This is a genomic window from Azospirillum sp., from assembly GCF_035627195.1.
In the GTDB taxonomy this organism is placed as follows: Bacteria; Pseudomonadota; Alphaproteobacteria; order Azospirillales; family Azospirillaceae; genus Azospirillum.
In genome coordinates, this window is sequence record NZ_DASPMG010000380.1 from 1 (window position 1) to 14,294 (window position 14,294).

Genomic DNA, 14,294 nt, shown 5'->3' on the forward strand with positions numbered 1-14,294 from the left:
CATCCGGCGCTTGGCTCAGAACATCTTGCGGGCGCACCCGTTGGACCGGTCAATGAGCCTGAAAATGTTCAGGGCCATGATAAGCGAAGAATTCTTCTTCGAACTCTTTGCTTACATGCGATAGCCCTTGGCGGGGGAGGGGGTGGGGAGAGGGTGGTTACGGGCGGATGCCCGGAAGAGATTCATATCCCGGCTGACGCCGGGGATCCCCCTCTCCCCAACCCCTCTCCCGCCAGGGGAGAGGGGCTCTGTCTTCGTTCCACTCCGCTGCGGGTTGGCGCGCTCCCCGGTGGGAACTCGGGCTACCGCGCCGGCGAGCATGCCGCGTCCAGCAGCGCATCGGCGGCGCTGACCAGCGTCCGCACGGACACCTCCGCCGAGGCGCAGGGGCCGCTGGCGTAGGCGCCGTGCAGCAGGATCATCAGCTGGTCGGCCAGCAGGTCCGGTTCCCGCGCGCCGGCCATGGCCGCCAGTTCGGCGAAGCGGCCGCGCACCGCGCGCTGGTGCGCCTCGGCGATAGCGCGGCCGGGGTGTCCGGTGTCGCGGTACTCGGTCAGCGTGTTCAGGAACGGGCAGCCGCGGAAGGCCGGGTGCGCCCGCCACTTGCCCAGCGCGGTGAACAGCGCCGCGACCTGGGCGCGCGGATCGCCGGGCGCGCGCGCCATGATGCCGTCCCACCAGCCCCAGAAGCGGCGCCGGGTGTCCTCCAGCCACGCGCAGACCAGATCGTCCTTGGAAGGGAAGTTCCGGTACAGGCTCATCTTCGCCACGCCGGAGCGGGCGATGATGGTGTCCACGCCGACCGAGCGGATGCCCTCGCGGTAGAACAGGTCGGTCGCCGTCTCCAGGATCCGCTCCCGCGCCGGTTTCTGTGCCGTCTCCGCCATGCCGCAAATCCGTCTTGAAGCGTGTTGACAATGATACAGACCTGTCTCTATCATCCACAGCCATGAGACAGACCTGTCTCTACCATACACCCACAGGGCCGCGCGGGAAAGCGGCATCGCATCCACGGGAGGGTTGAGCATGCGGTATTACGACGACCTGAACATCGGCGACCGTCACGCCGGCGGACCGGTCACGGTGACCGAGGAGGACATCGTCGCCTTCGCCCGGCAGTTCGATCCGCAGCCCTTCCACCTCGACGCCGCGGCGGCGGAGGCGAGCATCTTCCGTGGCCTGGCGGCCAGCGGCTGGCACACGGCGGCGCTGACCATGAAAATGATCGTCGGCGGCGAGGGGCGCCTGGCCGGCGGCTTCGTCGGGCTGGGCGTGGACGAAGTGGCGTGGCCGACGGCGACGCGGCCGGGCGACACCCTGCGGGTTGAAAGCGAGGTGCTGGAAAAGCGCCTGACCAGCCGCCCCGACCGCGGCATCGCACGCATCCGGACGACCACCTACAACCAAAAGGGCGAGGTGGTGCAGCGTCTGGTCGCCAACCTGCTGGTTCCCGTGCGCCAGCCGGCGGAAGCGGCGGAATGACGCACCCGGCTGGTCATACCACCGCCAGGAGCACCGTCATCCCTTCGAAATAAAAGGATCACAAAAAGATAAAGCCCGGTGACTATGGCACCGGGCTTAAGTCCTGCGTTTATTTTGGTCTTTGGTTTGCGTTTTCCTCCCCCCGAAACCGACCCGGCATTCCGTTCGATCTCGCGTGCCCGTTTTATGCCAAAGCCCACAGTTTTTCTGAAGACATCTTTGGTTATAGCAGCCACCCGCCTTTCGCCGCCGGCCGACACATCAAACGTCATATATCCTGGCTAAACTCTACGCCTTTTGAATAGGCCGGACATCTTGACCGCTGGACAGCGGCGCGCGCCTGCTGTTGGGTGGCGCAGCGTGTGTGGCACAGCGTGTGAAGACGGGAGGCGGCGATGGCGGCAGGGGATGGTGCGCTGGTTCTGCTGTCGGGCGGGCAGGATTCGACGGTTTGCCTGGCCTGGGCGCTCGACCGCTTCGAACGGGTCGAGACGCTGGGGTTCGATTACGGACAGCGCCACGCCGTGGAACTGGCCTGCCGCGCCCGCGTGCGCGCCCGGCTGGCGGCGGGGTTCCCGGCCTGGGGCGCCCGCCTGGGCGAGGACCACACCATCGACCTGGAGGCGCTGGGCGCCATCGCCAGCACGGCGCTGACCCGCGAGACCGAGATCGCCATGGGCGCCAACGGCCTGCCCAACACCTTCGTGCCCGGCCGCAACCTGATCTTCCTGGCCTTCGCGGCGGCGCTCGCCTACCGCCGGGGGCTGCGCCACATCGTCGGCGGCATGTGCGAGACCGACTTCTCCGGCTATCCGGACTGCCGCGACGACGCGATCAAGGCCATGCAGGTGGCCCTCAACATCGGCATGGACAGCCGCTTCGTGCTGCACACCCCGCTGATGTGGATCGACAAGGCCGCCACGTGGCGCCTGTCCGAGACGCTGGGCGCCGCCGCGCTGGTCGAGCTGATTCGCGAGGAGACGCACACCTGCTACCTGGGCGAACGCAAGGAGCTGCACGACTGGGGGTACGGCTGCGGTGCCTGCCCGGCCTGCCGCCTGCGCGCCGACGGCTATGCGCGGTATCGGGAATCCTCCGCCTCTTGAACGATCCGCCCCCTTGAACCGTCTGCCCGGCGGCGCGCTATAGTGGGCGCGCCGCCGCACGCGGCCACGAACAAGAGGGAGGAGAACATGGACGACGCCGCCGTCACGGAGGTGTTCACCCCGCCGCTGCCGCAGGACGCCACGGTCAACCCGATCCGCACGGCGGACGACTGGCAACGTATGCGCGCGGCGTGCGAGAGCGATCCGGGCGCGTTCCATGGCGACATCGCGGCCCGGACCATCCACTGGTTCGACGGCACCGCGTGGCTGACGCGCGCGGCGGACGGCGTCTGGCGCGGCTGGGACGCCGCCACCGGCGAACCGGCCGAGCGGGCGGACTGGAAGCCCTGGACGACGGCGTTCGACGACGGCGAGGCGCCCTTCTACCGCTGGTTCTCCGGCGCCCTGACCAACGCCGCCTTCAACGAGGTGGACCGCCACGTGCTGGCCGGATTCGGCGCCGAGCCCGCCTACTGGTACGAGGGCGACCGCTGGGACGCCGCCGCCAACGGCGGGCGCGGCGGGCCGGTGCACCACGTGACGCTGACGCGGCGGGAACTGCTGGTCCGTTCCGTGCTGGCGGCGCAGGCGCTGAAGGCGCTGGGCCTCGGCCAGGGCGACCGCATCGCGCTGAACATGCCGAACATCCTCGACCAGATCGTCTGGACCGAGGGGGCCAAGCGCATCGGCGTGATCTACACGCCCGTCTTCGGCGGCTTCTCCGACAAGACGCTGTCCGACCGTATCGAGAACGCCGGGGCGCGCGTCGTCATCACCGCCGACGGCGCGTCCCGCAACGCCGAGATGGCGGCGTTCAAGGAGGCGTACACCGACCCGGCGCTCGACCGCTTCGTGGCGCTGCCGGCCGCGCTGGCGATCGTCGAGCGGGTGGTGGGGGAGAAGGCGGGCGCCGACGCCGCCGCGCTGGTGGACGCCGTGCGCCAGGGGCTGGAAGGCGAGATCACCGTGGCCCCGGCCGACGTGATGCGCGAGCTGGGCAAGGCGCTGGACAAGCGCGGCGGCCTGGACGCCGGGGCCATCGCCGACCTGCGCGCCAGCGTGGCCGAGGCGCTGACCCAGGCGCCGCCGCGCGTGGAAAAGGTCATCGTCGTCCGCCACGCCGCCCTGCCGGAAATCGCCTGGGTGGAGGGCCGCGACGTCTGGGCGCACGAGTTGCTGGCGGAGGCCGAGCGCGCCGTCTGCGCCGCCGCCGGGGTGGCGGGCATGGCGGATCTCCGCGCCCTGCCCGACCGCGCCCTGTGCGCCGCGCTGTGGAAGGCGGTGCCCTGCGTTCCGGTGGACGCCGAGTTCCCGCTGTTCATCATCTACACCTCCGGCTCCACCGGAAAGCCCAAGGGCGTGGTGCACGTGCACGGCGGCTATGTGGCGGGGCTGGCGCACACCATGGCGGTGTCGTTCGACGCCCTGCCCGGCCGCGACGTCATCTACGTGGTCGCCGACCCCGGCTGGATCACCGGGCAGAGCTACCTGATCACCGCCAGCCTGGCCGCGCGCATCCCCGGCATCGTGACGGAAGGGGCACCGGTGTTCCCCAACGCCGGCCGCTTCGCCTCCATCATCGAGCGGCACAAGGTGACGATCTTCAAGGCGGGCGTGACCTTCCTGAAGACCGTCATGACGCACCCGGAGAACCGCGCGGACGTGGAGCGCTACGACCGCTCCACCCTGCGCGTTGCCACCTTCTGCGCCGAGCCGACCAGCCCCGCCGTGCAGGCCTTCGGCATGCAGGTGATGACGCCGCAGTACATCAACTCCTACTGGGCGACGGAGCACGGCGGCATCGTCTGGACCCACCCCTACGGCAACGCCGACCAGCGCCTACGCGCCGACGCCCACACCTACCCGCTGCCCTGGGTGATGGGCGACGTGTGGGTGACGGAGGGCGAGGCGGACGCGCAGGGTCGCTTCGCCTGCCGCCCGGCGGAGCTGGAGGAGAAGGGGGAGATCGTGGTGGCCGCCCCCTACCCCTACCTCGCCCGCACCATCTGGGGCGACGCGGAGGCCGTGGGGACGCCGGGGTGGAAGGGCGATTTCGAGCGGTTCGTGAAGACCTATTTCGGCCGCTTCCGCGACGCGGCGGGCCGGCCGGTGTGGGCCTACCTGCAGGGCGACTTCGCGCGCCGGTACGCGGACGGGTCCTTCAGCCTGCACGGCCGCTCCGACGACGTGATCAACGTCTCCGGCCACCGCATGGGGACGGAGGAGATCGAGGGCGCCATCCTGCGCGACAAGCAGATCAACCCGGACAGCCCCGTCGGCAACGTCATCGTCGTCGGCGCCCCGCACCGGGAGAAGGGCCTGACCCCCGTCGCCTTCGTCCTGCCCGCCAAGGGCAAGAGCCTGACCGGCGACGACGAGCGGCGCCTGAAGGACCTCGTGCGGCAGGAGAAGGGTGCCGTCGCCGTGCCGTCCGACGTCATCACCGTGCCAGCCTTCCCCGAGACGCGGTCGGGCAAGTACATGCGCCGCTTCCTGACGGCCATGATGAACGACGAGGACCTGGGCGACACCTCCACCCTGCGCAACCCCGAATGCCTGCCGGACCTGCGCGCGAAGATCGAGGCGTGGAAGCGCGGCCAGCAGCGCGCCGACGAACAGAAACTGCTGGAGCGCCAGCGCTTCCTGTCCATCCAGTACGACACGCTCGCCGACGGCATCCGCATGGCGACGGTGACCATCGACAACCCGCCGGTCAACGCCCTGTCCGACCGCCTGCTGGACGAGTTGGACACGCTGGTCGGCCACCTGAGGCGCCGTACGGACATCCGCGCCGTCGTCATCACCGGGGCCGGCGGCAAGAGCTTCGTGGCCGGCGCCGACATCCGCCAGCTGGCCGACGAGGTGCACGACGCGGAGGAGGCCCGCGCCCTGCCCGCCAAGGCGCACGCCGTGTTCCGCGCGCTGGAGACGCTGGACAAGCCGGTGATCGCCGCCATCCGCGGCGTGGCGCTGGGCGGCGGCTGCGAGCTGGCGATGGCCTGCCACCTGCGCGTCGCCGACCCGCGCGCGCGGCTCGGCCAGCCGGAGATCAACCTGTTCCTGCCGCCCGGCTACGGCGGCACGCAGCGCCTGCCGCGCCTGCTGCTGCGCAAGGATGCGGAGCGGGGCCTGGAGCGCGCGCTGGAGATCCTGCTGTCCGGCCGTCAGGTGGGCGCGGAAACGGCGCTGGACTACGGCTTGGTCGACGTCATCGCCCGCGGCGCGGACGACGCGCTGACGCTCGCGAAGGGTATGGCGCGGGAGATGGCGCTTGCCCCTACAACCCTCCCCTGCGCAGCGGGGGAGGGTGGCGCCGAAGGCGCCGGGTGGGGGCACGCGTCGCCCACGATCGCCCGCCTCCTCCGCCAAGCCCATGGCGTCGGCCGCGGCCCGGTCGCCGACACCATCGTGGCGCTGGTCCGCACGGGCCTGGAACAGGGCTTCGACGCCGGCTCGGCGGCCGAGGTCGACGCCTTCGCGCGCTTCCTGCTGGACGCGGAGAACGGCGCCAAGAAGGGCATCGCGCTGTTCCTGGAGAAGAAGTCCCCGCCCCTGCCCGCCCGCCCGCGCCGGCAGGACCGCGACGGCGTGCTGCCCATCGGCAGCCCCTTCTTCCCAGGCGCCACACCGCTGCCCACGTGGCAACTGGCGCAGGCCGTCGTCCGCGACCTGGAAACGGGTGCCGCCGCGCACGGCGACCCTCAGGACGCCGAGGTGGAGGTCGTCGTCCCGGTGCCGGAGCCCGGCCCCAACCAGGCGCTGCTCTACGTCCTGGCGTCGGAGGTGAACTACAACGACGTCTGGGCGCTGACCGGCATCCCCATCTCGCTGTTCGACGAGCATGACGAGGACGTGCACGTCACCGGTTCCGGCGGTGTCGCGCTGGTGGCGCGGCTGGGCGAGGCGCTGCAGGCGCAGGGGCGGCTGAACGTCGGCGACCTCGTGGCCGTCTATTCCGGCGTGTCCGACCTGCTGGACCCGGAAGCCGGGGCGGACCCCATGTTCACCGACTTCCACATCCAGGGCTACCAGTCGCCGGACGGCAGCCACCAGCAATTCATGCTGGCCGACGGGCCGCAGCTCTTCCCCCTGCCGCCGGGCCTGACGCTGGAGGAGGCGGGAAGCTACATGCTGGCCGCCGGCACCGCCTACCGCGCGCTGTTCACGGCACTGGACGTGCGCCCCGGCGGGCGGCTGCTGGTGGAGGGTGCCTTGGGCGGCACCGGCGCCTGGGCGGTGGAGCTGGCGCTCGCCCGGCGCATGCGCGTCACCGGCATGGTGTCGTCGCCCCGTCGCGCCGAGGCGCTGCGCGCCCGTGGTGCGGAGGCGGTGGACCGCGCGGCCTTCGACGCCGCCTTCACCCGCATCCCGGCCGACCCGACGCAGTGGGCGGCGTGGGAGCAGGCCGGCTCCGGCTTCCTCGACTCCGTGCGCGCGGCCAACGGCGGCGCGTTGGTCGACTACGCCGTCAGCCATGCCGGCGAGACGACCTTCCCGCGCAGCTTCCAGGCGCTGGCCGAGGGGGGAGCGCTGACCTTCTTCGGCGCGTCCAGCGGCTACCACATGACCTTCCTCGGCAAGCCGGGATCGGCCGAGCCGGCAGAGATGCTGCGCCGGGCGCGGCTGAAGCCGGGCGAGACGGTGCTGGTGTTCTACGGGGCGGGTGCGGTGGGCCTGCGCGACGACATGGCGCTGTCGGCCATCGAGGCGGCGCGGGAGGCTGGTGCCCGCGTCTGCGTCGTCACCGACCAGGACGCGGAGCGCGACTTCGTGCTGTCGCTGGGCTATGGCGAGGCGCTGGCGGGGGCGGTGTCGCTGGCGGAGATCCGCCGCCGCGTGCCGCACTTCGTCTGGCCGGACACCATGCCCGACCTGCCCGACCCGCAGAAGGAGACGGCCGCCTTCAAGGAGGCCGTGCGCCTGATGACGGAGGAGACATTCAAGCCGCTGGGCCAGGCGGTGGGCCGCATCCTGCGTTCCGCCGACAACCCGCGCGGCATGCCGGACGTGGTGGTGGAGCGGGCACGGCGCGACACGCTGTTCGTCTCCACCATGCTGGTCAAGCCCAGCACGGGCCGTGTCGTCTACTGCGGCGACATGGCCCCGGATGGCGTTGGGCGCAGGTACAGCTTCTACGCCCCGCAGGTGTGGATGCGCCAGCGCCGCATCCTGATGCCGACCGCGTCGATCATCGGCACCCACCTGTCCAACGCGGCGGAAATCGCCGGGCTGAACCGCGTCATCGCGTCGGGCGCCGTCAAGGTCCCGGCCACGCACCTGGGCGATTGGGAGACGTTGCCGACCCTGCATCAGGCCATGTGGGAGAACCGCTTGCCGGAGGCCACCGGCGGTGCGTCCAAGGCGGTGGTCAACCACGCCCTGCCCGAACCCGGCCTGAAGTCGCGCGACGAGCTGCTGATCGCCTGGGCCGGGCGCATGCGGGCCGAATAGCCGCCGAACAGCCGCCGAATAGCCATGGGCCGGTGCGCGGGGGGAACTCCGCGCACCGCGTCCGGTTGGCAGGACTCCCTCCCCCTGCGAGACGGAGACGAGCCATGGCGCACGAGAGCCAGAAAACCCCGCAGGTTCCCGGCCACCCCGACCACAACCAGCGCGACCAGGGCATCGACGAGACCCGCGCCCCCCGCCGCAGCGCCGACCCCGACGCGCCGGACACCGGCGCCGCCGGCATCAGCGAGCGGTTGAAGGCACAGAAGGAGGGGCGCCACGTCGAGGCCAAGACGCCGGACGGCAAGCCCTACGCCGACAGCCAGGACCCCGACGGCCGGAACAAGCTTTAAACACCCTCTCCCGGCCCCGCTGCTACGCGATGCACACATCATGGCGGACGCTGTATAAGCCCTTCTCCCCTCGCTCTCGCCGGATCTTCGATCCGGCTGCCGCGACAGGCGGATGCCTTTGGCATCCGCTGAAAGCGGGAGAAGGGTTGGGATGAGGGGTCATTACCGCCGGATGGCGGGAAAATGAGTCTTCTTATCCGGCCATCCGGCCGTAATCACCCTCACCCCAACCGCGACGCCCTTCGGCGTCGCCCCCTCAAGGGAGAGGGGCTTTTTTCTTCCCTGCATCAATGCGTTACTGTCGACTAAAAGATGTGTGCATCCCATAGATGCTGGGCCGCGGGAAGGGATAAAGTTACCCCGACGTCAAACGCTGGTAGTCGGCGAAGGCGATCTTAAGCAGCGTCTTGAGTTCGTCGTTCATGCCGTTGAACTTCAACGACACCTGCCCCTTGGCGACCTGGTTGCGGATGACCGTGCACTCCACCGGTGCCGTCACGTCCATCCGGTCGCCCAGGATGAGGCGGCCGCGGATCACCTCACCCGGCTGGTAGGGGTTCTCCTGGTCGTAGACGCGCACGCACAGGCCGGCGACCGACCAGTTGCGGCTGTGGTGCGCGCCGCGGTCGTCCTGCAGCATCAGCACCGGGCGCGAGAAGCGCTTGTGCCGGCGCCGCTCGGTGGGCGAGGTCGGGCGCGGCGGCGGGGCGGCGCCCGTCGTCTCCGGCACGCTGAGGCCGCTGCCGTCCAGCTTGGCGCCGTCCATCTTGGCGCTGCCCGTCACCGCCTCGGCCATCTGGGCGCCCCGCAGGTCGGCGAAGGACAAATCGGCGCTGTCGAAGTTCGCCGGCCACGCCCGGCCGCCGGCAAGGTGCAGCGGGCGCGCGTCGGCCTTGCCCAGCTTGGCGGCGGCCAGCCGCGCCCGGCGCAGGGTGGCGCCGCGCAGGTCGGCCTCGGCGAGGTCGGCGCCCTCCAGGTCGGTGTAGGACAGGTCGGCCATCTGCAGATCGACCCCGCGCCACTTGGCGCGCGGGAAGCGGCAGCGGCGCAGCCGGGCGGCCGACAGGATGCGCCCGCCGATGTCGGAGCCGGTCACCGACAGCAGGTCGGCGTCCAGCCGCTTGCCCTCGCGCCCCTCGGTCTCGACCCAGCGCTCGTGCTCCACCACCATCGCCAGGAAGTCGGCGGCGGCCACCTCCCGGTAGGTGGGCTGGGCCAGCGCGTTGGCCGGCAGGGCGAAGGGGATGTAGGTCTGGCTGAGCGCGGCCGCGTCGATGACCGTGTTGCCGAAGGTGGCGCCGTCCAGCGTGGCGCCGGCCAGATCGGTGCCGACCAGCACGGCGCCCGTCAGTTCGGCGCCGGACAGGTCGGCGTCGTTGAGGTCGGCGCCCGACAGATCGCAGCCGGCGAAGTTGGCACCGTTGAGGATCGAGCGTTCCAGCTTCGCCTCGGTCAGCTTCGTCTGCCCGCCGCCCTTGGCCGCCCCGCCGTCGCTCATGATCGCGCCGGCGCGCAGGTCGGCGCCGCGCAGGATGGCGTCGGTCAGCGCCGCGCGGTGCAGGTTGGCGCCGCGCAGGTCGGCCCCGGCCAGATTGGCGCCGGTCAGGTTCGCCCCCTCCAGGTCGGCGCCGAACAGGTCGGTCTGGCTGAGGTCGGCGCCGGCGAGGCGCGAGCCGACGAAGGTCGCCCCCGACAGCTTGGCCCCCGACAGGTTCATCTTTTCCAGGTTGAGGCCGGACAGGTTCTTGAAGCTGAGGTCGGCGCGCTTGCCGCCCTTGCGCTTGAGCCAGTTCTGGTGGCCCATGAGGGCGGCCTTGATGGTTTCGATCTCGGCCTGGGTGCGTTCCGACATACGCAGGGGTTCCGCAGCGCTGATGGTGAGGGTGCAAGGATCTTAGCGTCGATACGCGAAGAAAGTCATCGCCCGCCGTGTTCCTTCCCACCACGCGCAATTTGTCGCGCCCGCATAGGGCGTCCGGCGGACACGGTCCTATCCGCTAAGCGCCATAGCGGCCGGCCGAATCGCTTCCCAGTTGACGTTTCGGGCTGCGTGGAACGCGTCGGGAGAACGGCGATGGTGAAGCAGGCGGACGAGTGGTTGAGGGCGATGATCCTGTCGTTCTACGCCGAAGCGTTGGCGACCGCGGCGGCCAAGCGCATCGACGGACCGGTGGCCCACCAGCTCGCCCTCCTGGAAACCGCCAGCCTCGTCTCCGGCCAAGCCGGCCGCCCGGTCGGCGAGGAGGAGGTGGCGCGCGTCCTGCTCGACGCCAGCCGCCGCCGCCGGGCACACCGGGCCGTGGCGCCGCGCCGCCCGCGCTACCGCGTGGCGCGCGTGGCGTTGCGGTCCGTGGCCATCGTTTCACCGGTGGAGGCGGTTTGAGGCCGGTGACGCGGGCGGTCGAGGTCGCTGGCCGCATAGCTGCGCGCCAGCACGACGTCGCCACCGCGCTGTTCACCCGCCGCGGCAAGGAAATCCCGTCCCCCTTCATCGACCGCCTCGGCGAGGCCGCCTGCCATCCGGCATGAATGCCAAGGTCGAGCTCACCGCATCGGCGGCGCCCACAGCAGGCCGCCGTCGCGCCACAGGGCGTTGGCGGCGCGCGGCAGCTTGAGGCGCGAGCCCTCCCCCAGGTTGCGCGCGAAGATCTCGCCATAGTTGCCGACCGCCTTGACCACGCGGTACGCCCACGCGTCGTCGAGGCCGAGCGTCCGGCCGAAGCCGGGCTCGGCGCCCAGGAAACGCCGCACCTCCGGCGGACCCTCCTTGCGCAGGCGGTCGGCGTTGGCCGCGGTGATGCCCATCTCCTCCGCCTCCAGGGTGGCGTGGACGACCCAGCGCACGACGTTGGCCCACGCCTCGTCGCCGGCCCGCACCACGGGGGTCAGCGGCTCCTTGCTGATCAGTTCGGGAAGCAGGGCGAACTCCGACGGGTTGGACGCCAGCGACAGCATGATCGAGGCGAGGATCGTGTAGTCCGTGCTAACGGCATCGCACCGCCGCTCCACCAGCGCGCTGAACGCCGCCTCGATGGTCGAGAACTCCATGATTTTTAGGCCGAGGCCCTTGGCCGTGTTGTAGGCCTTGAGGTTCTCCAGCGACGTCGAGTCGCCCTCCACGCATACGGACGCGCCCTTCAGGTCGGGGATGTGCCGGTACCTGGCCTTGCGGCTCACCAGGAACGCCTGGCCGTCAAACAGGTAGGGCGCCGTGAAGGAAAGCCCCATGCCGGTGGCGCGCGACAGCGTCCAGGTGGTGGCCTCCACCAGCACGTCCAGGTCCGGCGAACGGATGGCGTCGAAGCGGTTGTTGGTGCCGACCAGCACGAACTCCACCGTGTCGGTGCCGCCGGTGACGGCGGTGGCGATGGCCCGGCAGAAGTCGGGGTAGAAGCCGACGAACCGTCCCTCGACGTCGCGCGCGGTCAGCGATTCACCCAGCGGCGTAACGCCGCAGCGCAGCGTGCCGCGCTCGCGGATTTCATCCAGCCTGGACGCCTGCGCCGGACCGAATACACTCACCGCCATGAACAATCCGATCAGCATCAGCGAAATTTTTCGCCGCATCGCCGCATTCCCCCGTCGCCCCTTGGAAACCGCCCCCGGGTGCCCCGTCCCGGCAGGCGGGCGGATGATAGCGCATTGCACCGGGCGACGGCAGGCTTGCATATCCGCGCATGCACTAGTATGGATGCGACTGTTCGTGCAGAGGTGGTTTACCGCCACGGGGTCGATTGAAGCATGTCCACTCCTGTGATCGTCGTGGTTGAGGATGAGGCTTCGCTGCGCCGCGACATGGTGGAATACCTGCGCGGCTGCGGATTCGACGCGGTCGGCGCCAAGAACGGGCGCGAACTGGACGACCACCTCGCCACCCGCTCCGTCGCCATCGCCATCCTGGACGTCAACCTGCCGGGCGAGGACGGCTTCAAGATCGCCGCGCGCCTGCGCGACGGGCGCGGCACCGGCGTCATCATGGTGACGGCGCGCGGTTCCACGGTCGACCGCGTCGTCGGGCTGGAAATCGGCGCCGACGCCTACCTCGTGAAGCCGGTGGAGATGCGCGAGTTGGAGGCGCAGGTCAAATCGCTGCTGCGCCGGCTGGACGGCACCCCCGTCGCGCGCCCGGCGGCCAGCGCCCCGGCCGCCGAGACGGGATCCGCGGACGACGAGCCGCGCTGGCTGCTGAACACCACCGACTGGTCGATCACCAGCCCGGCCGGCGTGCGCGTCGCCCTGACCAGCACGGAGATGAAGCTGATCACGCTGCTGGCCGGGCAGGCGCGCCAGCCGGCGTCGCGCGACCAGATCTCGCTGGCCATCTACAACCGCCGCTGGAACCCCGAGGACCGCTCGATCGACACCGTCGTCGGCCGCCTGCGCCACAAGATGGAAGGCGCTGTGGGCGAGACGCCGCCGCTGAAGTCGGTGCACGGCGTCGGCTATGTCTTCTCCGCGCCGGTGCGGATGGTGTGACGGGCGGCCCTACGCCCCCGGCGCCACGCGCGGGAAGGTGATGGTGAACAGCGCCCCCCGCCCCGGCGCGCCGCCCACCGTGATGCCGCCCTTCAGCGGCCCGACCACGAGGTTGTGCACCACGTGCAGGCCCAGGCCGCTGCCGCCCTCGCCGCGGCGCGTGGTGAAGAAGGGGTCGAAGACCTTCGGCATGATCTCCGCCGGGATGCCCCGGCCGTCGTCGGCGTAGGCCAGCACCACCGTGTCCGGATCGGGCTGCGTCACGGTGATGGCGATCCGCCCCTCGTGCTCCGGCCCGAACCCGTGCTGGAGCGAGTTCATCACGAGGTTGGTGAGGATCTGCGACAGGGCGCCGGGGAAGCCGTCCACCGTCAGGCCCGGCGGGCAGTCCACCGACACCGCGTGGTTGCCCTGGCGCAGCCTGGGCTGCAGGCTGACCAGCGTCTCCTGGATGTAGGCGTTCAGCGCGAAGCCGCGCCGCTCGGCGCTGGCACGGTCGACGGCCACCTGCTTGAAGCTGTTGATGAGCTGCGCCGCGCGCTCGCAGTTGGCGAGGATCAGCGCGGTCGTGTCGGTCGCGGTGGCGAGGTAGCGGTTGAAGTCGTTGCGGCCCAGGCCGCCCTGCTCGGTCAGCGCCTTCAGCTTGCCCGTCGCGTCGGCGAGGTGGGAGGCGCAGGACACGGCGATGCCCACCGGCGTGTTGATCTCGTGCGCCACGCCGGCCACCAGGGCGCCCAGCGAGGCCAGCTTCTCCGACTGGACCAGCACCTCCTGTGCCTCCTGCAGGCGGGCCAGCGCGGTCTCCGCCTCCTGCCGGCGGCGTTCCAGCTCCTGGTTCAGGGTGGCGAGCTGGCCCTGCAGCCGGTCGCTGAAGCGCACCAGACGGCGCTGCTCGCGGTAGCTGCGGGTGAACGCCTCCAGAAGCTCGTTGAAGCCGGCGCTGCACTCCGGCGCGTCCAGCGCGATCCGTTCGCCCAGCGCCTTGGCGCGCTCGATGGCCTTCTCTTCGGCGTCGAAGAGGTTGAAGCTCATGCCGCCCCGCCCGAGCCGCCTTCCACTAGGTTGAAGGTCACGTCCTCCAGGTCCTCGGAGAAGTCCTCGCCGAACTCGCGCATGGCGTCGTCGCCGTCCTCGAAGCGCCAGTTCACGGTGACCGCGCGGCCGCCGCGGGCGGCTTCCTCCAGCATCTGGAAGATGTTCATCAGCGCCTTGGCGCTGGAGCTGTTGAAGTACACCAGCTCGATGTCGAAGGTGACCGGGCCGCCCGGCTCGGCCAGGAAGCCACGCAGCGCGCCGAACACCGGCCCGAAGAAAGTGGCCACGTCGTCCGGGTAGGATTCGCCGCTCAGGCGCAGCACGCCGCCGTCGAAATCGAAGTCGATCGCCGGGGTGCGTCCGGTCGGCGCGATGGTCAAACGTTCCATGTCGG

Annotated in this window: 12 protein-coding genes; 7 read left to right on the top strand and 5 right to left on the bottom strand. The window is 70.7% G+C overall.

Features of this window, described 5'->3' with window-relative positions:
* Nucleotides 1-302: 302 nt before the first annotated feature.
* Nucleotides 303-887 carry a TetR/AcrR family transcriptional regulator gene (locus VED21_RS33135; protein ID WP_324890186.1) on the bottom strand — a complete coding sequence of 195 codons (585 nt, stop codon included), beginning with the start codon at nucleotides 885-887 and terminating at the stop codon, nucleotides 303-305.
* A 139-nt stretch (nucleotides 888-1,026) separates the two neighbouring features.
* On the opposite strand from VED21_RS33135, the gene VED21_RS33140 reads away from it, so the two are divergent.
* The 4 genes from VED21_RS33140 (at nucleotide 1,027) to VED21_RS33155 (ending at nucleotide 8,389) form a co-directional block, all read left to right on the top strand.
* Nucleotides 1,027-1,482, top strand: coding sequence for a MaoC family dehydratase (locus VED21_RS33140; protein ID WP_324890187.1), 456 nt, complete (start codon nucleotides 1,027-1,029; stop codon nucleotides 1,480-1,482).
* A 395-nt stretch (nucleotides 1,483-1,877) separates the two neighbouring features.
* Entirely contained in the window at nucleotides 1,878-2,588 is a 711-nt protein-coding gene (queC, locus tag VED21_RS33145) for a 7-cyano-7-deazaguanine synthase QueC (RefSeq protein ID WP_324890188.1), read from the top strand.
* 87 nt (nucleotides 2,589-2,675) lie between these two features.
* On the top strand, nucleotides 2,676-8,039 hold the full coding sequence (locus VED21_RS33150) for an AMP-binding protein (RefSeq protein ID WP_324890189.1): 5,364 nt from the start codon (nucleotides 2,676-2,678) through the stop codon (nucleotides 8,037-8,039).
* A 104-nt stretch (nucleotides 8,040-8,143) separates the two neighbouring features.
* Nucleotides 8,144-8,389 (top strand): hypothetical protein, encoded by a 246-nt coding sequence (locus tag VED21_RS33155; RefSeq protein ID WP_324890190.1) that lies wholly within the window; start codon nucleotides 8,144-8,146, stop codon nucleotides 8,387-8,389.
* Nucleotides 8,390-8,744: 355 nt separating this feature from the next.
* On the opposite strand, the gene VED21_RS33160 is transcribed toward VED21_RS33155, so the two are convergent.
* Nucleotides 8,745-10,241: a pentapeptide repeat-containing protein gene (locus tag VED21_RS33160; RefSeq protein WP_324890191.1), complete on the bottom strand. Its 1,497-nt coding sequence runs from the start codon at nucleotides 10,239-10,241 to the stop codon at nucleotides 8,745-8,747.
* Nucleotides 10,242-10,463: 222 nt separating this feature from the next.
* Here VED21_RS33160 and VED21_RS33165 point away from each other — a divergent pair, with 222 nt between their 5' ends.
* Together VED21_RS33165 and VED21_RS33170 are read left to right on the top strand one after the other, a co-directional pair.
* Nucleotides 10,464-10,772 (top strand): hypothetical protein, encoded by a 309-nt coding sequence (locus VED21_RS33165; RefSeq protein ID WP_324890192.1) that lies wholly within the window; start codon nucleotides 10,464-10,466, stop codon nucleotides 10,770-10,772.
* The gene (locus VED21_RS33170; RefSeq protein ID WP_324890193.1) at nucleotides 10,769-10,918 is read left to right on the top strand and encodes a hypothetical protein; all 150 of its coding nucleotides are present in this window, start codon (nucleotides 10,769-10,771) and stop codon (nucleotides 10,916-10,918) included. The genes VED21_RS33165 and VED21_RS33170 overlap by 4 nt, the downstream gene beginning before the upstream one ends.
* Before the next feature lie 15 nt (nucleotides 10,919-10,933).
* Here VED21_RS33170 and VED21_RS33175 read toward each other — a convergent pair whose 3' ends face one another.
* On the bottom strand, nucleotides 10,934-11,956 hold the full coding sequence (locus tag VED21_RS33175) for an amino acid ABC transporter substrate-binding protein (RefSeq protein WP_324890194.1): 1,023 nt from the start codon (nucleotides 11,954-11,956) through the stop codon (nucleotides 10,934-10,936).
* Nucleotides 11,957-12,130: 174 nt separating this feature from the next.
* On the opposite strand from VED21_RS33175, the gene VED21_RS33180 reads away from it, so the two are divergent.
* The gene (locus tag VED21_RS33180) at nucleotides 12,131-12,865 is read left to right on the top strand and encodes a response regulator transcription factor (RefSeq protein WP_324890195.1); all 735 of its coding nucleotides are present in this window, start codon (nucleotides 12,131-12,133) and stop codon (nucleotides 12,863-12,865) included.
* Nucleotides 12,866-12,874: 9 nt separating this feature from the next.
* Here the strand turns inward: VED21_RS33180 and VED21_RS33185 are convergent, their stop codons facing one another.
* Together VED21_RS33185 and VED21_RS33190 are read right to left on the bottom strand one after the other, a co-directional pair.
* Nucleotides 12,875-13,897, bottom strand: a complete 1,023-nt coding sequence (locus VED21_RS33185) for a sensor histidine kinase (protein WP_324890196.1) — start codon at nucleotides 13,895-13,897, stop codon at nucleotides 12,875-12,877.
* Nucleotides 13,894-14,289, bottom strand: a complete 396-nt coding sequence (locus VED21_RS33190) for a DUF1987 domain-containing protein (RefSeq protein WP_324890197.1) — start codon at nucleotides 14,287-14,289, stop codon at nucleotides 13,894-13,896. The genes VED21_RS33185 and VED21_RS33190 overlap by 4 nt, the downstream gene beginning before the upstream one ends.
* Between the last annotated feature and the right edge of the window lie 5 nt (nucleotides 14,290-14,294).